Annotated in this window: 20 protein-coding genes; 14 read left to right on the top strand and 6 right to left on the bottom strand. The window is 45.9% G+C overall.

Translation table 11 applies throughout. The annotated features are described in order from the left end of the window. Positions 1-22: 22 nt before the first annotated feature. The 4 genes from dapF to RJ41_RS11910 are packed head-to-tail and all read left to right on the top strand — an operon-like array spanning position 23 to position 3232. The gene (dapF, locus tag RJ41_RS11895) at positions 23-853 is read left to right on the top strand and encodes a diaminopimelate epimerase (RefSeq protein WP_039220976.1); all 831 of its coding nucleotides are present in this window, start codon (positions 23-25) and stop codon (positions 851-853) included. Beyond that, complete coding sequence (locus RJ41_RS11900) at positions 850-1545, top strand: DUF484 family protein (RefSeq protein WP_039220979.1); 696 nt, start codon at positions 850-852, stop codon at positions 1543-1545. The genes dapF and RJ41_RS11900 overlap by 4 nt, the downstream gene beginning before the upstream one ends. Positions 1546-1550: 5 nt before the next feature. After that, positions 1551-2471 (top strand): tyrosine recombinase XerC, encoded by a 921-nt coding sequence (xerC, locus tag RJ41_RS11905; RefSeq protein ID WP_039220981.1) that lies wholly within the window; start codon positions 1551-1553, stop codon positions 2469-2471. 20 nt (positions 2472-2491) lie between these two features. Continuing rightward, positions 2492-3232 carry an HAD-IA family hydrolase gene (locus tag RJ41_RS11910; protein WP_039220983.1) on the top strand — a complete coding sequence of 247 codons (741 nt, stop codon included), beginning with the start codon at positions 2492-2494 and terminating at the stop codon, positions 3230-3232. 36 nt (positions 3233-3268) lie between these two features. On the opposite strand, the gene cysE is transcribed toward RJ41_RS11910, so the two are convergent. Further along, a complete protein-coding gene (gene cysE / locus RJ41_RS11915; protein WP_039220986.1) occupies positions 3269-4066 on the bottom strand; it encodes a serine O-acetyltransferase in 798 nt (265 codons plus the stop codon). A gap of 443 nt (positions 4067-4509) precedes the next feature. Between cysE and uvrD the strand changes: the two genes are divergently transcribed. Beyond that, positions 4510-6681, top strand: a complete 2172-nt coding sequence (gene uvrD, locus RJ41_RS11920; RefSeq protein ID WP_014977964.1) for a DNA helicase II — start codon at positions 4510-4512, stop codon at positions 6679-6681. A gap of 42 nt (positions 6682-6723) precedes the next feature. Then, positions 6724-8001 carry a GGDEF domain-containing response regulator gene (locus RJ41_RS11925; RefSeq protein ID WP_039220989.1) on the top strand — a complete coding sequence of 426 codons (1278 nt, stop codon included), beginning with the start codon at positions 6724-6726 and terminating at the stop codon, positions 7999-8001. Positions 8002-8067: 66 nt separating this feature from the next. On the opposite strand, the gene rarD is transcribed toward RJ41_RS11925, so the two are convergent. The 3 genes from rarD to RJ41_RS11940 all read right to left on the bottom strand — a co-directional run bounded on the left by rarD (position 8068) and on the right by RJ41_RS11940 (position 11148). Next, positions 8068-8982, bottom strand: coding sequence for an EamA family transporter RarD (gene rarD, locus RJ41_RS11930; RefSeq protein ID WP_039220991.1), 915 nt, complete (start codon positions 8980-8982; stop codon positions 8068-8070). A gap of 229 nt (positions 8983-9211) precedes the next feature. Next, positions 9212-10549, bottom strand: coding sequence for a magnesium transporter (locus tag RJ41_RS11935; RefSeq protein ID WP_014977961.1), 1338 nt, complete (start codon positions 10547-10549; stop codon positions 9212-9214). Between the two features lie 86 nt (positions 10550-10635). Continuing rightward, positions 10636-11148 carry a thioesterase family protein gene (locus RJ41_RS11940; protein ID WP_084081866.1) on the bottom strand — a complete coding sequence of 171 codons (513 nt, stop codon included), beginning with the start codon at positions 11146-11148 and terminating at the stop codon, positions 10636-10638. Between the two features lie 213 nt (positions 11149-11361). Here RJ41_RS11940 and recQ point away from each other — a divergent pair, with 213 nt between their 5' ends. Next, positions 11362-13203 carry a DNA helicase RecQ gene (gene recQ, locus RJ41_RS11945; RefSeq protein WP_039220993.1) on the top strand — a complete coding sequence of 614 codons (1842 nt, stop codon included), beginning with the start codon at positions 11362-11364 and terminating at the stop codon, positions 13201-13203. An 85-nt stretch (positions 13204-13288) separates the two neighbouring features. Here recQ and RJ41_RS11950 read toward each other — a convergent pair whose 3' ends face one another. Next, the gene (locus tag RJ41_RS11950) at positions 13289-13957 is read right to left on the bottom strand and encodes a glutathione S-transferase (RefSeq protein WP_014975342.1); all 669 of its coding nucleotides are present in this window, start codon (positions 13955-13957) and stop codon (positions 13289-13291) included. Positions 13958-14062: 105 nt separating this feature from the next. Between RJ41_RS11950 and RJ41_RS11955 the strand changes: the two genes are divergently transcribed. The 4 genes from RJ41_RS11955 (at position 14063) to RJ41_RS11970 (ending at position 19873) form a co-directional block, all read left to right on the top strand. Continuing rightward, complete coding sequence (locus RJ41_RS11955; RefSeq protein WP_039220995.1) at positions 14063-14380, top strand: DUF3630 family protein; 318 nt, start codon at positions 14063-14065, stop codon at positions 14378-14380. A 151-nt stretch (positions 14381-14531) separates the two neighbouring features. Continuing rightward, complete coding sequence (locus RJ41_RS11960; protein WP_039220997.1) at positions 14532-17363, top strand: EAL domain-containing protein; 2832 nt, start codon at positions 14532-14534, stop codon at positions 17361-17363. A gap of 132 nt (positions 17364-17495) precedes the next feature. Beyond that, positions 17496-18110 (top strand): GTP cyclohydrolase II, encoded by a 615-nt coding sequence (gene ribA / locus RJ41_RS11965; RefSeq protein WP_039220999.1) that lies wholly within the window; start codon positions 17496-17498, stop codon positions 18108-18110. Between the two features lie 242 nt (positions 18111-18352). Continuing rightward, the gene (locus RJ41_RS11970) at positions 18353-19873 is read left to right on the top strand and encodes a DUF3300 domain-containing protein (protein ID WP_039221002.1); all 1521 of its coding nucleotides are present in this window, start codon (positions 18353-18355) and stop codon (positions 19871-19873) included. 94 nt (positions 19874-19967) lie between these two features. On the opposite strand, the gene RJ41_RS11975 is transcribed toward RJ41_RS11970, so the two are convergent. Next, positions 19968-20840, bottom strand: a complete 873-nt coding sequence (locus tag RJ41_RS11975; protein ID WP_039221004.1) for an ATP-grasp domain-containing protein — start codon at positions 20838-20840, stop codon at positions 19968-19970. A gap of 173 nt (positions 20841-21013) precedes the next feature. Between RJ41_RS11975 and RJ41_RS11980 the strand changes: the two genes are divergently transcribed. The 3 genes from RJ41_RS11980 (at position 21014) to RJ41_RS11990 (ending at position 23915) form a co-directional block, all read left to right on the top strand. After that, a complete protein-coding gene (locus tag RJ41_RS11980) occupies positions 21014-22495 on the top strand; it encodes a methyl-accepting chemotaxis protein (RefSeq protein WP_039221006.1) in 1482 nt (493 codons plus the stop codon). A 39-nt stretch (positions 22496-22534) separates the two neighbouring features. After that, the gene (locus RJ41_RS11985; RefSeq protein ID WP_039221008.1) at positions 22535-23053 is read left to right on the top strand and encodes a DUF6436 domain-containing protein; all 519 of its coding nucleotides are present in this window, start codon (positions 22535-22537) and stop codon (positions 23051-23053) included. 121 nt (positions 23054-23174) lie between these two features. Beyond that, positions 23175-23915, top strand: a complete 741-nt coding sequence (locus RJ41_RS11990) for a MauE/DoxX family redox-associated membrane protein (RefSeq protein WP_039221010.1) — start codon at positions 23175-23177, stop codon at positions 23913-23915. Positions 23916-23928 lie beyond the last annotated feature (13 nt).

Consider the following 23928-nt stretch of genomic DNA (forward strand, 5'->3'; position numbering starts at 1 on the left):
TAACAAGATAGATGCGCGTTTAATGCAGGTTCAATTTTCTAAAATGCACGGGTTGGGTAACGATTTCATGGTTATTGATAACGTTACTCAAAACGTCTTTTTCTCTAAAGAAAAAATTCAGCAATTAGCTAACCGAAATTTCGGTATTGGCTTCGACCAGCTGTTGATGGTAGAACCACCGTACGACCCTGAACAAGACTTTCACTATCGCATCTTCAATGCTGACGGCTCAGAAGTGGAGCAATGCGGCAACGGCGCACGTTGTTTTGCACGATTTGTTAAGCAAAAAGGCCTTATTAATCGCAACAAAATAGTGGTAAGCACCAAAGCAGGTAAGATGGTGCTGTATTTAGAGAAAGACGGCCAAGTGACCGTTAATATGGGCAAACCAGAGTTTGAGCCTGCGAATATTCCACTTACAGCCAACAAGCAAGAGAACACCTATATTTTGCGTGTGGGCGAACGCACCTTGTTTATTGGATCAGCGTCAATGGGTAACCCCCATTGCGTAATGGAAGTTGACGACGTTGATACGGCCGATGTAGCCGAAATTGGCCCGCTTGTTGAAAAACACGAACGCTTTCCCGAGGGCGTAAACGTAGGCTTTATGCAAATTATCAACGAGTCACATATCAAACTTCGCGTATTTGAACGTGGTTCAGGTGAAACTTTAGCCTGCGGCAGCGGAGCATGTGCAGCAGTTGCAATTGGGCAAATACAGGGTAAATTAGGTAAAGACGTACGGGTAGACTTGCCCGGGGGCAGTTTACGTATACGCTGGCCAGGCCCAGATAACGTGTTAAAAATGACAGGGCCTGCCGAACACGTATATGACGGACATATAAATTTATGAGCGAAGTATCAGGGCAATCTAACGCCACGCAATTAATTGAGCCATTTAACGACAAAACGGAATTGTCGAGTGCTGATGTGCGCGCGTTCTTACTACAAAACCCTGAATTCTTTTCCGAGCATGCCGATCTTCTCGAAAAAATTAAGCTACCTCATGAACACAAAGGCAGTGTGTCGCTCGTTGAAATTCAAAGTGACCAGTTAAGACAAAAAGTTAGACAGCTTAACTTTAAGCTTAATCAGCTGGTTACCATCGCTAAGCAAAACGAAAAAATATATCGCGTTTATACCGACTTAAACGTGCAGTTACTACGTTGCGAAAGTGTTGCTGAAGTACAGTTTACGTTAGAAGATATATTACAAGAGCGTTTACAGTTGTCCTCTGCGGTGATCAAAAGCTTTAAAGGCCCCCATGCTATTCCTGAACTGCAACAACGTTTGTTCACGGAAAAGCGCTTTAAAAATACCAACTTTTTCTTTGGCCGTTTGTCACAGCACGAACGCCAGCTGCTTTTCGGAGAAAGCCCTGCGGAGTCTGTAGCGCTAATGCTGCTTGGTGACAACCGTGAACTCGGTATTTTAGGCATTAGCAGCAGTGATGCCAGCCACTTTACGCCAGACATGGATACTCTGTTGCTTCAGCAACTTCAGCAAGTGCTTAATATCATCTTGCCTGAAATGATGGGATATTAGGTGAAGTGTCTACGGACGCCTTAATCAGCGAACCCTGCCAGCAATGGCTAGATAAGTTTCTGCTTCATTTGCAGGTAGAGCGTGGTTTATCTCTACACACCATCAAAAATTATCAGCGCCAGCTAACCGAAGTGGCTAAGCTACTTGGGCTTTACGAGTGGTCCGGACTTACACCAAGTGATATAAAGCGAGTTATGGCTGATGCAAAAATGTCTGGCCACAGTCCACGCAGCATTGCGCTGAGACTTTCAGCATTACGAACCTTCTGTCAATACCTTATCGACCACCAGCAGCTATTTAGCAACCCTGTAGAGGGCATTCAAGCTCCTAAACAGGGAAAGCCGTTACCCAAGCAGCTTAGCGTAGATGAGATGCAGCAGCTGCTTAATGCTTCACCTCGAAGCAGTGACGACGATGAAGGCATGCAGTTAAGAGATGTAGCCATGTTTGAGCTACTTTATGGGTGCGGTCTACGTTTGAGTGAACTTACCGGGCTTAATTTATCCGACTGTTTAAAAGACGGTACGGTAAAGGTCATGGGTAAAGGGAGTAAACAGCGAATACTGCCACTAGGTCGACATGCGCAAAAAGCCCTTAATGCTTGGTTAAAAGTTCGGCCAGCTTACGCTTCCCCGTATGAAAGTGCGGTTTTTGTAAGTAAACGCAAAACCCGAATATCGAACAGGCAAGTCGCCAATCGCTTAGATAAAATGGCGCAAGAGCAGTCCCTATCGCAAAAAGTAAGCCCTCATAAACTGCGCCATTCTTTCGCTACTCACGTATTAGAATCAAGTGGTGATTTGCGTGCGGTTCAAGAACTGTTAGGTCACGCTAACTTGTCGACAACACAGGTTTATACCCATCTCGACTTCCAGCACCTCGCCAACGTATACGATGCGGCTCATCCGCGCGCGCGAAAAAAATAACGCTCACTTAAGGTTTTACCATGCAGTTTTTCCGGTCTATTAACAACGTCGAGGCGATGACCTTCGACCTTGACGACACCCTTTATAATAATGAACCTATTATTCGACGCGCAGAGCAAGCCCTTCAAGCGCATATTGCTAGGCATCATAAGGACGCTGCGGCACTGTCGTCACAAGATTGGCAGGCATTAAAGCGAGCAGCCATTAAAAAGGACTCGCGCTTAGCCTCTGACATGGGGCAGCTTCGCCGTGTAGTGCTTACCGCAGCACTTTCTAACACCACACCTGAAAAATTAACAACAGAGTTAAACAACGACCGTGAACTTAGTGATGCAGTAGAGGCGTGCTTTAACTGCTTTTACGACGCAAGAAGCGACTTTGAATTGGCTGACAATGTACACGCAGCCCTCAAGGCTGTAAGTAGTCAATTACCGCTTATCGGCATTACTAACGGTAATGTAAACGCAGAGAAAATAGGTATTGATGGGTACTTTGAAACCATTCTTCACGCCAGTACAACACGACCGATGAAACCAGCCCGCGATATGTTCGATGAAGCGGCTGCACGTTTACAAATTGCGCCGAAGCATATTCTTCACGTGGGCGATAACATTATAAAAGATGTCCAAGGTGCAATTAACGCTGGCTATCAAGCAGCATGGTTTGCCTGTAACAGACCAATGATACTAGCCAATGAGCCCGTCAGCGTACTTCCCCACGTCGAACTAGACAACCTCAACGAGTTAACCCACTTCCTATGAATAATGGGGTCAGAGTCGGGACTCTGACCCAAAGCTTTAGTTGTCTTCTAGTACGTTTTGGCGCATGGATTCACATGGGCTTTGACAAACCGGTCTCCCCACTACCTTGGCTGGTACACCCACCACGGTAACGTGGGCTGGTACGCTATTCAGTACAACGCTACCTGCGCCTACTTTTGAGCCCTCGCCGATTTCGATATTTCCTAGAATCTTGGCACCTGCGCCAATTAACACACCCTGGCGAATTTTAGGGTGGCGGTCGCCCGACTCATTACCGGTACCACCCAATGTAACGCTCTGCAAAATAGATACGTTGTCTTCAACTACTGCAGTTTCGCCCACTACAATGCCAGTTGCGTGGTCAAACATGACGCCTTTACCTATACGCGCAGCAGGGTGGATATCGACACCAAAGCTTGCCGAGTTGCGGCTTTGTAAGAATAAAGCAAGCTGATGACGACCGTGCACCCAGAGGTAATGCGCCATTCTATGCACCTGCACAGCATGGAAACCTTTGAAGTGCAGTAAAGGAGTAAGGTAGTCGTTCACTGCGGCATCCCGCGCCTTAATCGCCATTATGTCAGCAATAGCCGCTTCGCTGATGCCTGGCTCTAGCAAATAAGCTTCGTCGAACACCTCACGTATAGCAATCGCAGGCATAACGTCATCTGCCATTTTGTTTGACAGAATGAAGCTTAGCGACGATTCAAAATTATGATGAGCAAGAACACTGGCGTGCACATAGCTAGATAGCAATGGTTCGTTGTCAGCAACAATTTGCGCTTCTTGTTTGAGCGTCGACCAGAAATCGATGGGCGTAGAAAGTGCGGTCATAAGCATGTCCCGTTAGTGTGCTGTTTTTATGCCAATGTACGTCGTAAAAAAGTTGGGGCCGTGTGCTTTTTTCAGTTTGCCTAAAATGGCTTAACTCTTTTGCTAACACTCGCCTTGTTTGAAAGTGCGGAGGTAGCAACAGTAAAAGAACAGAAAGTTTACCTGAGTTTGGCGTGATGCAATACCGATGTGATACCTGCCAAGCGTATAATTCGATCAATTTATCGTATTAATTCGTTATAGCTAATAACTGTATCTTTCATACGTGCACTTATGAGCTTTTCTTTAACCACTCTAGGCTCCTTCACTATTCAATTTAGAGCAGTTAAATCGCTCTTATTTTACAAAAAAGGGCTAAAAACTGGACTGTATAAATTAACAGGCAGGTGGCATAATAGCGCGCTGCTGAATGTATAACACTATCAACTAACAGGTACCACACTATGGATGTATCTCGACTGCTAGACGAGCTAAACGACAAACAGCGTGAAGCAGTAGCAGCCCCACTATCTAACGCCCTAGTTTTGGCTGGCGCGGGCAGTGGTAAAACCCGCGTATTAGTGCATCGCATTGCGTGGTTAATGGAAGTCGAAAACATCGCCCCTTTTTCTATTTTGGCAGTAACCTTTACCAATAAAGCAGCCAAAGAAATGCGCGGCCGAATAGAGTCGTTGATGGGTCGCAGCCTGCACAATATGTGGATTGGTACCTTCCACGGGCTTGCGCATCGCTTGCTACGCGCGCACCATGCAGAAGCCAACTTGCCTGAGAATTTTCAGATAATTGATTCGGACGATCAGTATCGACTTATTCGCCGCATTCTGAAGGCCATGAACCTGGACGAAAAGCATTGGGCGCCTCGTCAAATTCAGTGGTACATAAATGGCAACAAAGACGAAGGCTTGCGCCCTCAGCACATTGAAACCCACGGCGATCATATTCAAAAGACCATGCGCGAAGTCTATGCGGCATATCAAGACGCTTGTGACCGTTCAGGCTTGGTAGATTTTGCTGAACTGTTGCTACGCGCACATGAATTATGGGCTAAAAACCCAGAAGTATTAGCCCACTATCAACGTCGTTTCCGTGCAGTGTTGGTTGACGAATTCCAAGATACCAACAATATCCAATATGCATGGCTTCGTATGCTGTGTAGTGGTGGTAATAATAACATTATGATTGTTGGCGACGACGATCAGTCTATTTACGGCTGGCGCGGCGCGAACGTAGATAATATTCAGCACTTTCTGAAAGACTTCAACGAGCCTACTACTATTCGCCTTGAGCAGAATTACCGCTCTACAGGAAACATTCTTAAAGCGGCGAACACGGTTATCGACAACAATACGGGTCGTTTAGGGAAAGAACTTTGGACAGAAGACGCGCAAGGCGAGCTTATTTCTGTATATGCGGGTTTCAACGAACTAGATGAAGCGCGCTTTATTGTTTCGAAAATCAAAGATTGGCTTAATCAAGGCAACGCCCTTACTGATACCGCTATTCTTTATCGAAACAACGCCCAGTCTCGAGTACTGGAAGAAGCCTTGCTACACGAAGGGCTGGCGTATCGCATATACGGCGGTCTGCGCTTCTTCGAGCGCCAAGAAATTAAAGACGCCCTTGGCTATATGCGCATGGTTAGCCACCCGCACGATGACGCTGCTTTTGAACGCGTGGTTAACACCCCAAGTCGCGGTATTGGTGAGAAAACCTTATCGCAAGTGCGCGACACCGCGCGAATGCACAACTGTTCAATGTGGCAGGCGTGTCAGTTGCTCATTAATGAAGGTGGCTTCAAAGGCCGCGCGCTAAACGCAATGCAAAGCTTTGTGTTGCTAATTACTGAGCTAGAACAATCCACGTTAGATGAGCCCCTTGACCAACAAGCCGATAAGGCTATTCGCCAGTCTGGTCTGTACGCCATGTACCAAGCAGAGCGCGGAGAAAAGGCCCAAGCACGTCTAGAAAACTTAGAAGAATTGGTTACTGCATGTAAAACTTTTATCGTGCCTGAAGAAGCCGAAGAAATGTCGCCTCTGGCAGCCTTTCTAGCTCATGCGTCGCTGGAAGCGGGTGAAACCCAGGCGGATAAAGACCAGGACGCCGTCCAGATGATGACCATACACACCGCCAAAGGCCTTGAATTTCCGCTGGTATTCTTAGCAGGTGTAGAAGAAGGCATGTTCCCTAGCCAAATGACTAACGACGAGCCAGGTCGAATGGAAGAGGAACGCAGACTTTGCTATGTTGGTATGACCAGAGCAATGCAAAAGTTGTATATTACTTATGCAGAAAGTCGTCGACTCTATGGCCAAGATAAGTATCATACTGCTTCTCGGTTTATTCGCGAAATGCCAGCAGACTGCGTTGAAGAGGTTAGGCTGAAATCGACTATTTCGCGGCCCGTGCACAACCGCTTTAGTCAGGCAACCTCGCACGCCAGTTTTGAAGAAACGGGCTTTAGTTTAGGTGAGCGAGTTGTACATCGTAAATTTGGCGAAGGGATCGTACTTAACTACGAAGGGAGTGGTGAGCACGGTCGAGTTCAAGTAAACTTCGACGAATTTGGCAGCAAATGGCTGGTACTTGCTTACGCAAAGCTGGAGAAAGCGTAACATTATTAATAGGCAAGGTAGCCTAAACCTAAGTTGAAATGTATGCAGCAACACGTGCTGATCATCGAAAATGGTGAAGGCAACCTTGAACTTATAGCGAAATTAGTACGCCGGGCAGGTCTTACCCCCGTTGGCGCGACGTCGCTGACAGAAGGCAAAGCACGGTTTTCGCAAAATATGCCGGAAACCTTTCTGTGTGCTATTGTTGCATACTCGCTTCCCGATGCACCAAAAGGCGAAGCCATCGACTTTACGGTTGAGTCTTTCATTCCCACCATTGCTACAACAGAAAGTTTAGATAGCGCTATTCGCGATAAAGTCCTAGAACGTGACGTTGTCGATTACATTCCCAAAGAAAATTCGCAGAACTACGACTACCTCAATCGTCTTATTAGCCGATTAGAAAAAAACAAGTCTACTGGTGTCGTCGTGGTAAGCACTAATCGGGTGTTGCGCTCAAAAACCGTTTCATTACTTCAGCGCCATAATTTTATTGCGTTTGAATGCTTAACGGCTACAGACGCTATGCAATGCTTGTCTGAACACAAAAACGTACGTCTTGTTATCACTGACAACACGTTACCTGATATGACAGGCACGCACTTTGTCGCCAGTTTAAGAAAAGCCTTTTCGAAAGAGCAGCTGGCAATTATGGGCGTTGCTGGAGGCAAAGGCATGTTAATGTCTGCGTACTTTATTAAAAGTGGTGCAAATGACTTCTTGCGAGTGCCCTACTGTCATGAAGAGTTCTTGTGTCGCGTGATGCAGAACGTAGAATATATTGAGAGCGTTGAAGAAATTCGCCGTGTGGCCAACACCGACTATTTAACAGGTTTGCCTAACAGGCGCCACTTCTTCTACATGGTTACTGTACAACACCAAAACCTGTCTGAGGATCACGCTCTCGCCCTTATTGACCTAGACTTTTTCAAATCGATAAACGATACCCATGGCCATGACGCCGGTGACATTGTGCTAAAAGCCATGGCGGCCCTTATTGAGTTTTATTTTCCAGACGAAATTATTTCCCGCTTTGGTGGCGAAGAGTTTTGTATATACATGCCGTCAACACCACTAAAAGAAGCCTGTGAGCGTTTAGACGACTTCAGAAAAGTGGTGGAAGCGGAAATTATTCAGCTGCCTAAAAGCGACATTAAAGTGACCTGCAGTATTGGGGTAAGTGGCGCCCACACTCAGCGCGTAGATAAGCTACTAAGCCTTGCCGACAAGCAGCTTTACGCCGCCAAAAATAGTGGGCGTAACCAAGTGAAGTGCGAACCACCAGATGTTCCTCAGCAAGAGCAAGCTTCACTGCTTTAGCTTTTCACTCAATCAACCGCCGCTTAGCTGTCCGACGTTTAATTAAAGACTTGTGCGCAAAAGCCCCTACTCCACCGCTAGCTTTCGCGCTTTACGCTGACTGCGGTAATTAACTAGCGAGTCGGCACTAAACAAGATAAGCGCAAACCACACAAAGCCGAAGGTTACCAAGCGCGACTCTTCAAGCGGTTCGCCGTAAAGGTAAACCGCCAGAATGAACATAAGCGTAGGGCCAATGTACTGAAAAAAGCCCAGCGTTGAATACATAATGCGCCTTGCTGCAGCGGTAAAACAAAGTAGTGGCGCGGTAGTTACAATGCCAGCCGCTAAAATAAGGGTATTTAGCGTGGCGTCGTTATTAAATAAGTTACTGTACTCAGAGCCAAAGAAAACCCAGTAAATAATAGCGAATGGCGAGAGCATTAAAGTTTCAATGAATAGGCCGGGTAGCGAGTCTACAGCCACTTGCTTGCGCAATAAGCCATATACGCTAAAACTTCCCGCAAGCACCAGGGCAATCCACGGCACGTGGCCGTAAGAGAAAATAAGAATAGCCACGCCAATAACGGCAAGCCCAACGGCTACACGCTGTAAGTTACGCAACCTTTCACCTAAGAAAAGTCGCCCTAAAAATACGTTGATAAGAGGGTTGATGTAATAGCCAAGGCTTGCATCAAGAATATGGTCGTTATTAATTGCCCAAATAAACAAGAGCCAATTCGCCCCGAGTAACAACCCTGCAACGAATAAAATCTGCATAACGCGCTTATTGCGAAGGGCGGCGCCCACTTTGGGCCACTGCTTTAGCGCGGCTATAAGCCCAACCAACAGCACCACAGACCAAATTACCCTGTGCATTAGGATTTCAGTAGCCGGCAATACCATCAACTGTTTGAAATAAACAGGTGCAACACCCCACATGCTATATGCGGCAATTGCACAAATAACGCCGACTTGAGCGGCACTGGCTTGCTTAGACAAGACTGACTCCAACGAAATTCGGGGGAAGAAGGCGCGTATTGTTTATCAGGTTAAGTGAATACACAACCCTTAACGCTTTCCAATGCGGCAAAGGACGTGTAACAAGCGGCATAATTAATGAAACGTAATTAACAAAAAATGAAAAAGCCCCACTAAATGTGCTCATTCAATGGGGCCTAAGATGCGTTCGTCATGAAAAAACAGGACAATGTTTTTCGCGGGAATGGTGCTACAGCAGAAACAGTGTGCCCAAACCTAAGAATGCTACAAAGCCTACAATGTCGGTTACGGTAGTCAAAATGACCGACCCCGACAGCGCAGGGTCTATTTTCAGCTTGTCCAATATTACAGGCACAAATACGCCTGCAAGTGCGGCAGCTACAATGTTGAACAGTATGGCCAAACAGATAACCAACCCTAACATGGCATCGGTAAACCAGAAATAAGCAACAACGCCAATTACTAAGGCCCAAATCACGCCATTAACGCCGCCTACTTTAAGCTCTTTCACCATCAGCGCTCGTAAGTTGGCAGGCGTGACCTGCCCCAACGCCAAGCCGCGTACAATCAGGGTTAGCGTTTGACTACCTGCAATGCCTCCCATACTTGCCACTACCGGCATCAGTACCGCAAGGGCAACCACTTGTTGAAGGGTGCCTTCGAACAATCCAATAAACCACGAAGCTAAAAATGCGGTAAGCAAGTTGATGCCAAGCCAAAGGGCACGATTTTTCGCACTTTTCGCCACAGGCGAGAATAAATCTTCGTCCTCATCCATACCGGCCGAAGCCATCACTTGGCGTTCGTAAAACTCGTTGACCAACTCACTTGCAGAGGTCACATCTAATCGGCCGAGAAGCTTGTTGTTTTCGTCAACTACCGGCAGCGACGCAAGCCCAGAACGTTGAACAAGTAGCGACGCATTCATTGTGTCGTCAGCCCCTTGAATGGTCGTCACACTTTCTTCCGACAAGTCGAATAGCGACACGTGATCTTGCGCATTGAAGAGGTGGCTAATTTTAACCAGCGCGGAAAATTGACCTGAGCGGTTAACCAAAAAAATGCTGTCACAATGCTGAGGTATGTCACGTCTTAATAAGCGTAGCCCTTCGCGCACTTTCGCGTTCGAAGGTAACACTAACTGCTCGTGGTTAACCCAGTGCCCTATTTGGTTATCGGGGAATTGTGTCGCTTCTCTGAAGTACTTACGCTCTTTAGAATCAAGTGATTCATAGGCCATATCGACAAGCCGTTTTGGCAATGAATCGAGTAGTTCCAGTAAATCTTCTGCGTCAATATCAGCAAAAATAGACGCCCATTCGTCGTGCGGCGTATTGTCGATAAGAATTTCACGGGGGTCGCTACGCATCTCAACCAATACGTCGAGCTTACGGTCGCGAGGAATGCCTTCCCATACCGCCAAACGTTTTTCTACGGGCAACGATTCTAACAGTGATGCGATGTATACCTCGTCTTGTCCCGCAAGGGTGGCTAACAAGGTCGCCGGATCGTCACCCATACTTTCGGTAACAATCTCTTCAATTAAATCTGGTAATGGCTCTGCCATGCTACACCTCCCGTTAATACCGCTCACTTCCTTTACACAACGTCACAACAGGCATTGTGGGATGATGCAAACCTATTAAGACACTGCTATCCCAGCATATACGTACCCGTGCCAAAGGCTATATGATCGCCTTTTTCGTTGTGCAATTCCATTCTACAAACCACTAATTTACTGCCCTTGCGTATAATCGTGGCTGTCGCAACAAAGCGCTCGCCTCTTCCCGGCCTTAAGTAGTCAACGCGCATATCGACCGTGCCCATGGTGGGCAATCTAACTTGAAGGTCCGCAAGGTGTTCACGTGCGGTTTGTTTGATGGTTTCTACAATTGAAACTAAACCACCGATGGTGTCTAGCATAGTCGCTGTTACACCGCCGTGTAGGATTTTTTGCATTGGATTGCCGGTTAGCGCTGGTTGCCAATCAAGGTGCAGGGAGATCTGTGTATCCAGCCCCTCTCCTTCGGTAACAAATTCCAAGCCCAGCAACTGGTTAAACGGCATAGTATCACGAAAAAGCGCAATTACATGTTTAATCATTAGTTCGTGGTTTAGTGTTTTGCTGCCCTTAGCTTCGTCTTTATTAGTCGTTTTGTTATCCACTCGCTTTCCTTGATGAATTGATATTTGTAATGTGCTTATAAGCAACATTACTACCGAAAGTAAGTTTGACGGAAATTCATCCAACCAATGATGTTGAATCAAAATAAATTATAAGAGCTGCTGCCCCTCTGCTCAGGACTATCGCTGAATTTTAGTCTAGTTTTTTAAATTGCCCCGTGAAGACGTCGCCAAAAACGCGTAAAATCCAGCGCCATGACAACTGCAATAGCTCCATCAGAATTAGCGCCAGAAACGCAACGTGTAAAAACACCAGAAACCGTCTTAAAAGATGTATTTGGTTACGATGCTTTTCGCGACGGTCAAGGCGAAGTTATTCACCAAGTATGTGAAGGTAAAGACGCACTCGTTTTGCTTCCAACAGGTGGAGGCAAGTCGCTCTGCTATCAAATTCCTGCGTTAGTGCGCCAGGGCACCGCTATTGTTGTGTCACCGCTCATATCGCTTATGCAGGACCAAGTAGAACAGCTTAAAGCACTGGGCGTAAAAGCTGCTTATCTCAATTCAACGCTAGAAGCAGACGAACAAGCGCGCATAAATGACGCACTGCAAGCTGGCAAACTGGATTTGCTGTACGTGTCGCCTGAGCGTTTAATGCAGTACTATTTTCAGCAGTCGCTGGCACACGCCGACATTGCCTTATTTGCCATTGATGAAGCGCACTGCGTTTCCCATTGGGGGCACGATTTCAGGCAGGATTATCGCGCTCTGGGGCAAATAAAGTCTCGCTTCCCCTCTATTCCTGTTATTGGACTCACAGCGACTGCAGATTCGGCCACCCAAGCAGACATACTGACGCAGCTAAACCTTAACGACCCGCTGGTTTATAAAGGCAGCTTCGACAGACCCAATATTCGCTACCGCGTAATGAGCAAGTACAAAGCCTTTGACCAAGTTGTTGCTTACGTAAAACAGCAAGAAGGTAGCGGCATTATTTACTGTAACAGTCGCGCGAAAGTCGACGACCTGCACGCTAAATTATTCAGACAAGGCTTTCGCTGTGCGGCCTATCACGCAGGTATGGATAACGACGAGCGAGAGTTGGTACAGCGCCAGTTCCTTAACGACAAAATTGATATTGTGGTGGCCACCGTTGCCTTTGGCATGGGTATCAACAAATCGAACGTGCGTTATGTGGTTCACCACGACGTTCCGCGCAGTGTTGAAAGCTATTATCAGGAGACCGGCCGAGCGGGGCGAGACGGCCTAGAGTCTGAAGCTTTACTATTATTTGACGAAAAAGACGCAGCCCGTGTAAAACAGTGGATAGAGCAAGGGGAAATAGCCGAGCGCAACCAAATAGAGTTACAAAAATTTGCGGCTATGGAAGCTTTTTCAGAAGCGCAAACCTGTCGTAGACAAGTACTCCTGAACTACTTTTCGCAGTTCAGCGACAGCGCCTGTGGCAACTGCGACATTTGCCTAGACCCACCTAAGATGATCGACGGTTTGGTGATTGCACAAAAAGTACTGTCGTGTGTACTTCGGCTCTCACAGCAAGCCTCTAGCCAGTATGTCATTGATGTGTTGCGAGGCAAGCAGCTTAGGCGCCTTCAGGAAGCAGGCCACCACCAGCTTTCCACGTACGGCATAGGTAAAGATAAATCGGATAGCTACTGGCACAACATTATCAACCAGCTTGTTCATAAAGGCCTTATACGCGTTGATATTACCGCCCATGCCGCATTGCGCTTAACCGAGGCCGCTCGGCCTGTGCTAAAAGGTGAAGTAGCGGTTCAGCTTGCCGTTCCGCGGCTTGAATTTAAGCCCGACAAGAAAAAAGCAAAACAAGCGCCTGCAAACTACGACCGAACGTTGTTCACTCGTCTTAAGCACTTACGCAAAGTGTTGGCCGAAGAAAATGAAGTGCCGCCGTATGTGGTATTTAGTGACGCCACCTTAGTGGATATGGCGTGTAAACTCCCCACTACGCACAACACCTTGCTTGATGTAAGCGGCGTAGGCCAAACCAAACTCGAACGCTATGGTGATGCCTTCATTCAGCTTATTGATGATTACATAAATCGAGAGCACTGAGGGCTTGCAGGCCAACTAGATTCTGTTTTCCAGCTGGCCGCAGGGTTTGCACAAAGTAAAAGTGCACGCAGTAGAGATAAACACACTAGGCGTAAGCGTATTCTCCCCCTTTCTCAAGCGCCGCTTTGTAGGCTTCTCTGGCATGAACTCGTTTTACGTAACCTTGAATGGCAGTAAAGTCCTTCGCACGCCCGCTGGCCACCAACGACTCTAACGGAAATATCATTTGAACATCAGCGCCACTGGGTGCGTCACCCGCAAACCAGGTATTTTTCGATAAGTAAGATTCCACATAGCGTAAGCTCTGCGCTAAATTAGGGCCATAATAGGCATTTAAAATACCGTCTATCAGTTTGTTAGTAATTGGCTTAATAAAGAAAGGCTTCGAACCTTTTTGACGCGCTTTCTCCAGCACTAAGTTTGCCACTAGTGGCGGCATTAGCGAACCTTCAGCGAAATGCAGCCAAAACCAATACTGTTGAAGTGCCTCTGGGTCTTGAGGTACAGAAAATGCGTCTGTAGCGTGGTGGCGAACAAGGTATTCCACAATAGCACCAGACTCGGCAATGGCACCGTGCGGCGTAGTAAGCACCGGAGAGCGTCCCAGTGGATGAACAGCGCGCAATGAATCCGGCGCTAGGTTCGTTTTACTGTCTCGTTGATAGAATTCTATTTTGTACTCTACGCCTAGCTCTTCAAGAAGCCACAAAATTCGCTGCGAGCGAGAGTTATTTAAATGGTGAAGTGTTAGCATACCCCGTCCTTAATACGCTTAGATTAACGCTATTGTTTTTGTGTTGTACTATATACACTTTATAAAGCAAGCAGGTTTACAATAACCAGCGAATTGATAAGTTCTATGCAAAATCTCACTAAAGAAGACATTCAACAGCACGCCGTGGTTAACGAACAAAGCGTAGAAATCCGCGTTGCATTACCTTTAACGCCTCTTAAAACTCAGCAATGGGCAGAAAAATTTTGCGGCTTGTTTGATTTCAAGCTTTCAGAAACAGATTGGGGAGCCGACCGGTTTCAGGCAGTGATCACGGCAAACAAAGGTGATACAGATTTGCAATGTATGCTTTGTATAGAGTGGCTTTGCGAAGCAATATGGCTAGAGCCTATAGGTACACAGCAGTCACCATCCATTATTTTAAACTACTTGATTCAACAATAGTGTAAGCCTTGTCACTTTACGTTGGGTTTGGCTTTTCATTAAAACTAGTATTATTCTAAGGAAAATCCCCGAGGGACGAGAGGGCTAAGCGATATATATTTTGCCTTCAAAAAACACCGCCCTCTTACTATGCGGTTCAAGGAATTAACGAGTGGTAACAGCCCGGCTAATAAAGTACGTATCAGCTTTGCTCATCAGTTGGGTAATACTAAGCGTCAACGCTTCGGCTAGCAGTCAGCTTACTGTCAACGAATCCTTTGAGCGTGAAATTATTAATCACTACGCGCGTTTAACTATCGCGCCAAGCAGCGCCACATACTTTGATATTTTAAACGACAACATTGCCGTTCAAGCCCCGTCGTCAAACGGACGGGTATGGTACTCTACTGAACTTGTTCATACAGGCTACAGCCCAATACCACTGGAGCTTAATATTGACAGGCTGAACGTTGACGACTTACAAATATTTCTTCTTGATAGCAGCGAGCGCATTGTTAAGTCTTATCGATATCAGGCTGGTAAAGGTGATTATTCTTTAAGACAGCCCCTTCCCAATATTAGGCTAGCTTTCACCCTTCAGCCTTACCAAAACGCTCGCTTGTTGATCGCTGTAAAAGATGAGGGGCTTAAGTACTTTCCTATTACATTGTGGAAGAAAGACCTTCTAGTCCAGCACGACACCAACATGCTTACCTTACTCGGCGCGGTTTCCGGGATCATGGCGTTAATTGCTTGCTATTTTCTATTTTCTTATCTTTATCAACGTATCCCCACGCGCTTTTGGCTTACCATGTCGTCGCTCGTTCTTATCGCTCTGCTTTTTATAACCGTGGGAGGGGTAGCGATTTGGCCAAGCCTGACCAACGGTAGTGAACATTTTTATGCGGTTTGTTTTGGCATATTGTTATTGTGCATTGCAAAAGTAACGCACCACCTATTCGCCCGTATTCCCTTTATTTTGCGCGCGTTAAATTATTTTGTACCTTTAGTAGCAACCCTCTATTGCTTTACTGTAAATGCGTATACCACATCCATTACGCTACTGATATTAACCGCTGGAATGGGGCTATATCACGTCTTACTGGCCTTGGTGTTTAAGGACAAGGGCAGCCAAGCGGTAAGTATTACCTATATTCTTGCCTGGCTTTCCTTTTACGCATTTTACGCACTAGTGACGCAGAACTTATTCAATAATTTGGTTTATACCGTCGATGTTGCTATCGGTATGCTCTTCTTTCTTACACTCGGTTTTCTATGTTTTGGTTTTGCCGTCATAACTAAAGAAGAAGTTTTAAATCAACGCCAGCTTTCAACTCAGGCAGAAACGATTTCTAGCTTGAATCACTTCTATGATTTGTTCCGGCATTCAGCCGAAGGGCACTACACGTCTACATGGGATGGAAAGCTCATTTCAGTAAATCCCGCGATGTGTAAAGTTTTTGGCTACGACAATGAAGAAGAGATGCTTGCCGAAGCAGAGAACACAAAAGTGTTCTACGCCAGTGCTGAAGATAGACAAATTTTACTGGGTGAAATATCGCAGCAAGGCCACGTTACCGGCAAAGAAATACGAGGCAAGCGCCGCGACGGTAGTGAATTTTGGTTTTCTTTATCGTGTCAAATTCGAGAAAACGACGAAGGCAGCTTTTTGTACGGCTCAATTATAGATATCACAGAGAAAAAACAATCAGATTTAAGCCTTCAGTATTTAGCTACTCATGATTCACTCACGGGTGTTTTTAATCGACGTCAGTTTGAATTGGTGTTTAAAGAAAAAGTGCTCGAAGCGGACGATACACCAATATGCTTGCTGTTTTTAGATCTCGATAGGTTTAAGGTGGTTAACGATACCTGCGGCCACAAAGCCGGGGATGTACTTATTAAAGATATTGCCCGCCTTATTGAAAATACGTTGCTGCCAGAAGCACAATTAGCTCGCCTTGGGGGAGATGAGTTCGGCGTGATCTATTCAAATATCGATACCGATGCCGTTTACTTGAATGCCGTAAAGATCCTCAACGCTGTTCAAGCTTATCGATTTATGTGGGACAACCGCATTTTCAACTTAGGTGTGAGTATAGGGATGGTTGTTTGTGACGACGCCGATGTAAGCTCTGGTCAGTATTTAAGTATGGCGGATGCGGCGTGTTACTTTGCAAAAGAACAAGGTCGAAATCAAGTTCATAGATACAACAAGAATGATGAAAGTATGCAGCGCTATCAGCGCGAGCTCGATTGGGTATCTTCGATAAATAATGCGCTAGAAGAAGGCCGCTTCGAGCTTTTCTATCAATCGTTAAGGCCATTGAGCAAAACCGCCGATGGACACTATTATGAAGTATTACTAAGGCTGCGAGAGAAAGATGGGAAGCTTGTAGAGCCTGCCAATTTCTTGCCCACAGCTGAGCGATTTGAAATGAACGTGAGTGTGGATAAATGGGTAGTAACGAATACGTTCAAGTGGTTGTCTGAAAACCCTAAACACCTAGCAGAATTGAAACGATGCAGTATTAACCTTAACTGTCACTCGCTGGCAGATAGGGATTTCACTCTGTTTATTTTAAATGCATTTGAGACCTTTAACATTCCGTACAACAAGATTTGCTTTGAGGTTATCGAGTCGGTAGCCATTATCAAAATGGAAGACACCCTTGCCTTTATGCGAACGTTTAACCGCCTTGGGTGTTCTTTTGCCCTTGACGATTTTGGCAGCGGTTTCTCCTCGTACAGCTACCTGAAAAGCTTACCGGTGAGTCAGGTAAAAATTGACGGTATGTTTATTAAGGACATGCTTAACGATAGTGTGGACACCGCAATGGTCGCATCCATTAACGATGTAGCAAAAGCTATGGGCATGCAAACTGTAGGCGAATTTGTTGAAAATGAAGGTACGATGGCGCAACTCGGAAAAATGGGCGTTGATTTCGCTCAGGGCTTCGGTGTTGCTAAGCCTGCCCCTTTGCGAGAATTCCAACCTCTATAATAACCATATCTGATGCTTGTGTTACGAAAAAAGTGATAGCACAAGCGTCTACTCGCGTATAATAAAATGGTAGACTTGCAAAAATAGAAGTCACCCCCACTTATTGCCTACTGTCCAAAGTGTAGAAGTAACATGAGTAGCAAACAGCCTAAATACGAATATGTCAGTACTGCAAAATTACCCACTAGAATGGGTGATTTTAAAATACACGGCTTTGTTGAAGCCAGCGGCCAAGAGCACGTTGCCCTTTCCTACGGGGAGTGGAAAGCTGATGATGTAGTGCCTATTCGTATTCATTCAGAATGCTTAACCGGCGATTCTTTATTCAGCACCCGATGTGACTGTGGCTTTCAGTTGGAAAAAGCCATGCAGAACATTGTAGATAACGGGCACGGTGTTTTGCTTTATTTACGCCAAGAAGGCCGAGGTATTGGTCTTTTAAATAAAATTCGCGCCTACAACCTGCAAGACAGCGGTATGGACACCGTTGAAGCTAACGAGCACCTTGGCTTTGACGCCGACTTAAGAAGCTATGATATCTGCAAGCTAATGCTAGATACGCTTAATGTAAAGCACGTTGAGCTTATGACAAATAACCCGAAAAAACTGGCAGCATTAAAGGCACTCGGTATAGATGTGGTAGCGAGAAAGCCTATTGACCACGGCATCACTAAAGACAACAAACACTATCTCAAAACGAAGACAGAGAAGCTTGGCCACGCTTTCGACCCGCACGTTTTCAAATAGTTAGGCACAACGGCTTTGCCTATCATGCTTTAACGCTTTCCCCTTTTTAAAAAATGCCCACGTTTAATGTGGGCATTTTCTATTCAGCTTAGGTTAATTATACGTTGACCATAATGTATACAGACTTACCACATTGCGCGCGAAAGCAGCTGCTTGGCAGCACAGCAATTTATTACCAGTTCGCATAGAAAATTACCTTCTGAGTGGGCAATTCTCTATGCGGATTGGTATAAGGAGAATGTATGAAAAACATAGCCTTATCTGTAGTTTTAGCGCTAGCCAGTGCCTCTGCGCTGCCTGCGCTTGCTCAATCGAACACAAGCTTTAGTCAGGCTTCGTCTACAGCTCAGCAATATTCTGACGCAGACTTAGACAGTGTACTTGCGCCCATTGCACTATATCCAGACACGCTTCTTACACACATTTTGATTGCTTCTACCTATCCCTTAGATGTGGTTGCGGCCGATCGCTGGCGTCAAAGTAATAAGCATTTAGCACCGCAGCAGGTAGAGAGTGTATTAGACGGCGTTAGCTGGGACCCTAGTGTAAAAGCGCTCGCGTCTTTCACTGAACTACTTAACACCATGGCCAATGATCTTGAGTGGTTACAGCAGCTTGGCGACAATGTGCTTGTTGACCAAAGCCGTGTATTAGACCGTGTACAGGTACTAAGACAGCACGCGCACAACACGGGTAACCTAGTAACCAACGACTATATTGAAGTTGAGACAGAACGTGAACGCAGCCGAGAGATCATTTACATTGAGCCTCGTCGGCGAGAAGTAGTGTATGTACCGTATTACGACCCCCATGTGGTATATGGCAACTGGTGGCACGCGACTTCCCCTGTACGCTGGCGTCATCACGTAAGCTATCACCAATATAGCAATGTATATTGGTCTCCCAGTGTACACCTTTCTACTTTTTTCTTTTTCGGTAGTGTGCACTGGCATAACCGTCACGTAGTCATTCACCGTGAGCCCGTGCGCCGTTATTACCACGGTAGCCCACGAAAACGCGTTGTAAGTCGTGACTATCGCCGTTGGGAGCACAATACAGTACATCGCCGGGCACGTTATTCTGAACGCGTAGTGAGCAGTGCGCCTTCGCGATACGAACATGCCGGTGTTACCCGGGCTAAACATTTATCAAATAAGCACGTTAAAACGGTTAATACGCCGACGCATCATAACGATAAACGTTTTACTAAGCCTTTAGCGCGATCTGTTGAGAAGCCCTTAGCGCGTACTAATGAAAAGCCCTTAGCGCGCGCTAGTGAAAAAACCTTAGCGAGGTCTATCGATAGCCAACCGGTAAAACGGACTATCGAGCCTAAACAAGTAACACCACTAAGAGAAAGTCGCTCTCAGAAGAAGCAGGATTCAGCCAATCGCAAGCAATCAATAGAACATGCGCTGAAACGCAATCAAGCGGTGGCCAGAAGTGAAAAGCCAACGAGGGACAACACATTAAAGCAACTAAAGCGTGTTAAGCCTGATCGAGTGACGCCCTCTCCACAGCCAAAAAGGTATGTGAATAGTGGTGAAACACTGCCGCGCTCAACGAAGCAAAGCGTCAATCGCCAGCGAGTTGAAAGAACAAGTCCTCAGCATCGCTCGATTGCTCGAGAGACGAATAAACCAAAACGTATTGAACGAGCCAGTAGCAACAGACCTGTTAAACACGCTCAACGGGAAAGATCACAAAGGCAAATCTCCCGAGTAGAACGCAGCGTTTCAAAAGGTAATAGCTATAGGGACTAGGCTTTAAGCAAACGTGGAAAAAAATGACACTTTTAACAGGCTTGCCGACATTAGGTCGCAAGCCTTTTTATCATCACCAGTATTAATAACCTGATTATTGTGTGGCTTCGTGAGCTTTTACCAAAGCTTCAACAAAGCGAACAGGAGACTGCGTATCAAGGTTGAAGTAAAGTGAAGGCTCAATAAGCTCAAGCTCCATTATTGCCCAGTTGTTATTCTGCCTTACTAAATCGACCCGCGCATAAAGCGCCTCGTATGGCATAGCTGACAGCGCCTTTGTCGCGATGTCTAACTGTTCTTTATCTACGACAACGGAATGTAAACTACCTCCATGCTCTTCTTGTACGCGGAAATCGCCTTTTTGCGGTACCTTTTTGATGGCATGGCTATATTCCCCACCGAAATAAAATAACGAGTATTCTCCTTCTTCAACAACGCTTTCTAAAAACGGCTGAATCATGAAGTCACGTTGATTAAAAACGTTACAGAGCACCTGCTGCTGATTATGCCAATCGACGACCGACAGCTTAAAGGTATCGTCAGCGTTGGCACTGAGTGTGGGTTTAATTACCAAGGTGTCACAGCTAAAGTGTGTAAATGCTTGCTCTATAACATTGTTATTAAAATCTTTCCCCCATATTGTTTTAACAATGGGTATGCCTTTACACTGCAAGTCTTTAAGGTAGTGCTTTTCTATATTCCACTGAATAAGAGCCAGAGGGTTGAGCAAAATAGCGCTCGACGCGTCGATCTGATCTAAACACTTCATAAAAGCTCTCGGGTGCTGCTGATAATCCCAAGTGCTTCGTACGATCACATAGTCAAATCTATCCCACTTTTCTGACTGGCTATGCCAGGATATGGTCTCTACAGACCAGCCTCGCTCATTAAAATATGGAACCAACAGCTCGTCGTAAACAAAAAAGTCTTCAAGGTGATCGGTGGAAAGAAAGGCGATAGCAGGCATGTTTGTCTCCTTCAGTTTATTCGGGCCACTTGCACTTTAAACTTTTTTATAACAGTGACTTCTATACAAAAGTTAAATGGCCCAAAAACCGTTATTTCCGTAAACTGTGGCGAACATAGCATACCTCTAATTTTTAACCTACACTTAACCCCAAATACTTGTTGGAGATTGGCATGCAGTACCCTTGGCTCCTTGAAGGTCACAAAATTTTTCGCGTTGTGATTGTTGTACAACTACTCATTGCTGTAGCGATTGGTGTGTTTACGGGTGAACTTTTACCTGCGTTTATATTTGGTGTTCCTATTGCAGCTTTGCCGCTTATACTCAGCCTTCAAAATCCCTACTCAGCTATAAGCCGCCATGCTATGGCTATCGGCGTTCAGTTGCTAACAGCCCTCCACATCCATCAATCTTTCGGTTTAATTGAAGTCCACTTCGAGATTTTTGTTCTTCTTGCCTTTCTTTCTTATTTCAGAGACTGGAAAGTGGTTGCAACAGGAACTGCTGTTGTTGCCGTTCATCATATCTCTTTCTTCTTTCTGCAGTCTGGCGGTGCACCGCTAATGATCTTTGAAGAAGGTCATGTAACCTTCCCTATCTTGCTCATGCATGCTGCTTTTGCATTAAGCGAGGGTGGCGTGTTGATGTACATGGCTAAGCAAAGTAATCAAGAGGGCGCGGGGGCAGCCGAACTGCGCTTGGCCATTGAAACAATGCAAAAAAACGATGGTAAGCTCGATTTATCTGTTGACCTAAATCGCGGAAACAAAATAGTCAGGCCTTTCGCTGAACTTATCGATCAAGTGAAATCGCTGATTGAGCTTGCTTCCAATTTAACAGACGAAGTTGTAAAGGGCTGCGGTAAAATGGAATTGGCAGCCAATAACATGTTCGAAATTAGCAGAAATACAGACCAAGAAATTGCTATGGTCTCGGCGTCGTCAGAAGAAATCGCACAAACCATGCAGCTTTCAACAGAGCAAACTACTCTTGCTAGCGACAAAGCATCGGCAGCGCAAAATGCTTCCCAATCTACCCGCGATTCTATTTCTCAATCCAGTAAAACAATAGATTCGTTGCGCAACACACTAAATTCTGCAGCGCAGACTAACTCTGCGCTTAACGAACAGTGTTCACATATTTCTGATGCCATGCGCTCTATCACTGCTGTGGCTGAACAAACTAATTTGCTTGCACTGAATGCTGCTATTGAATCAGCCCGCGCTGGCGAACACGGTCGTGGTTTCGCCGTGGTTGCCGACGAAGTGCGCACTCTGGCCATTCGTTCAAAAGAAAGTGCAGACCAAATTACTAGTATTACTGAACAATTAGTGGCGCAAACCGCCAGTTCAGTTGAACAAATGCAAACGTGTATCCAATTAGTGGATGAAGCGGTCATTTCAAGTGAAAGCGCCACCTCGGCCATGTCAGAAATCATGCAGCAAATCCGCGAGGCCAGCGAGAGCATGACCGAAATAGCCACCTCTGCCGTAGAGCAAGAAACCGCGTCTGCTTCCATAGCGCAGAGCACCGCTCGTTTGAGTGAATTTACTTCCGAAGAACTCGCTACAGCTGAATCGCTCGCGGATGAAGTTGAAGTATTGTCACAAATTTCTCAGCGCATGCGCAGCGCAATTGAACGTTTTAAACTTTAAGCGCAGTAATTAAAGCAAAAATGAAAGGCATTACGCCTTATGCACAAAAAGACTAGCTGGCTATTACTAGCATTATGGGCGGTGGGCTTACTCTCTGCCCTGCTCTTGTATGGTCAGCGCCAACTCTCACAGTTCGACCCTAACGGCGAATTGCTGCACCGCACCACGGCGCCAGACTTTGATGCAACGCTTGTTGAGTTCTTAAAAAATCAGAACATCAAGGCGGGGTCAGTCATTCATGTGGGAACGCAGTCTCGCTGCTATTGCGATACGCTAACTACACCACACCAAACTCAGTTGCTAGCAAAGCTCGGGAATGACTATCACCAAGTTAGGTTAAACGTGGAGGATGTGCCCGAGCTAGCGGCTTTAATTGAGGCCGTGCCAGCGCTTATCGTGTTAGATAAACAAGCGCAACTTCGCTATCTAGGCCCTTATGCAACAGGCTATGGTTGTTTTACCGGCAAAAACCTTGTCGAACAAGTGGTGAGCTACACCACTCAGCTTCCCTATAACGGTGCCGTTATCAATGCAGACGCATCAGGTTGCTTCTGCTAAAACGCTGGCACAAATTTTGTTGGTTTCTTTGTATATCGCAATATTACTAATAATCGAGCTTGAAATGCGCATATTTTGCGCACTCTGTGTTCTTTAGTGAAAGCTTTACAAGGAGTCCACAATGTCAAAGCGCGCCGTTCTTTATCGCATGGTTACCCCGGACCATATTTGCCCCTTTGGGCTCAAATCAAAAGACCTACTAGAGAGAAAAGGCTATAAAGTTGAGGATCATCACTTATCCAACCGAAGTGAAACCGACGCCTTTAAAGAAAAGCACAACGTGAAAACTACCCCGCAAACGTTTATCGATGATGAGCGCATTGGTGGTTATGACGACCTCAGAGAGTATTTCGATTTGAAACAGGAAAGCGAATTCGGGTCACGCTATACACCTATTATTGTGATTTTTTCTTTAGCTGCGCTTATGGTACTTGCGCTTATGCTAAAAGGCGGTCTACCAGCAGGGCTAGAGCCTTTTATATTGAATTTCATTGGAGTGGCGATGGTAATACTTGCCCTTCAAAAGCTGCAAGACTTAGTGGCTTTCTCAAACCAGTTTATTACCTATGACTTATTAGCAATGAAGCAGGTACGATACGCGTATATTTATCCTTTCGCAGAGGCGTTTGCCGGGCTTGGTATGCTTGCAGGGTTCCCTGCACTATTGGTCTCACCTGTTTCCATTTTTATCGGCGCCATTGGTGCGGTTTCAGTTATCAAGGCGGTTTATATCGATAAGCGCGAGCTTAAATGTGCCTGTGTGGGCGGTAACTCAGACCTCCCCCTTGGCTTTATATCACTGACAGAAAACCTAGCCATGTTAGGGGCCGGACTCTACATGTTGTCTGCATGGCTAGCCTAGTCTGAAAGATTGC

Origin of the sequence: Alteromonas marina (assembly GCF_000808575.1) — a bacterium.
Taxonomy (GTDB): domain Bacteria; phylum Pseudomonadota; class Gammaproteobacteria; order Enterobacterales; family Alteromonadaceae; genus Alteromonas; species Alteromonas marina_A.

Coding starts and splice junctions, on each gene's coding strand:
- dapF (WP_039220976.1), top strand. CDS start 23: ATGCAGGTTCAATTTTCTAAAATGCACGGGTTGGGTAACGATTTCATG.
- RJ41_RS11900 (WP_039220979.1), top strand. CDS start 850: ATGAGCGAAGTATCAGGGCAATCTAACGCCACGCAATTAATTGAGCCA.
- RJ41_RS11910 (WP_039220983.1), top strand. CDS start 2,492: ATGCAGTTTTTCCGGTCTATTAACAACGTCGAGGCGATGACCTTCGAC.
- cysE (WP_039220986.1), bottom strand. CDS start 4,066: ATGACCGCACTTTCTACGCCCATCGATTTCTGGTCGACGCTCAAACAA.
- uvrD (WP_014977964.1), top strand. CDS start 4,510: ATGGATGTATCTCGACTGCTAGACGAGCTAAACGACAAACAGCGTGAA.
- RJ41_RS11925 (WP_039220989.1), top strand. CDS start 6,724: ATGCAGCAACACGTGCTGATCATCGAAAATGGTGAAGGCAACCTTGAA.
- RJ41_RS11935 (WP_014977961.1), bottom strand. CDS start 10,549: ATGGCAGAGCCATTACCAGATTTAATTGAAGAGATTGTTACCGAAAGT.
- recQ (WP_039220993.1), top strand. CDS start 11,362: ATGACAACTGCAATAGCTCCATCAGAATTAGCGCCAGAAACGCAACGT.
- RJ41_RS11950 (WP_014975342.1), bottom strand. CDS start 13,957: ATGCTAACACTTCACCATTTAAATAACTCTCGCTCGCAGCGAATTTTG.
- RJ41_RS11955 (WP_039220995.1), top strand. CDS start 14,063: ATGCAAAATCTCACTAAAGAAGACATTCAACAGCACGCCGTGGTTAAC.
- ribA (WP_039220999.1), top strand. CDS start 17,496: ATGAGTAGCAAACAGCCTAAATACGAATATGTCAGTACTGCAAAATTA.
- RJ41_RS11970 (WP_039221002.1), top strand. CDS start 18,353: ATGAAAAACATAGCCTTATCTGTAGTTTTAGCGCTAGCCAGTGCCTCT.
- RJ41_RS11975 (WP_039221004.1), bottom strand. CDS start 20,840: ATGCCTGCTATCGCCTTTCTTTCCACCGATCACCTTGAAGACTTTTTT.
- RJ41_RS11980 (WP_039221006.1), top strand. CDS start 21,014: ATGCAGTACCCTTGGCTCCTTGAAGGTCACAAAATTTTTCGCGTTGTG.
- RJ41_RS11985 (WP_039221008.1), top strand. CDS start 22,535: ATGCACAAAAAGACTAGCTGGCTATTACTAGCATTATGGGCGGTGGGC.
- RJ41_RS11990 (WP_039221010.1), top strand. CDS start 23,175: ATGTCAAAGCGCGCCGTTCTTTATCGCATGGTTACCCCGGACCATATT.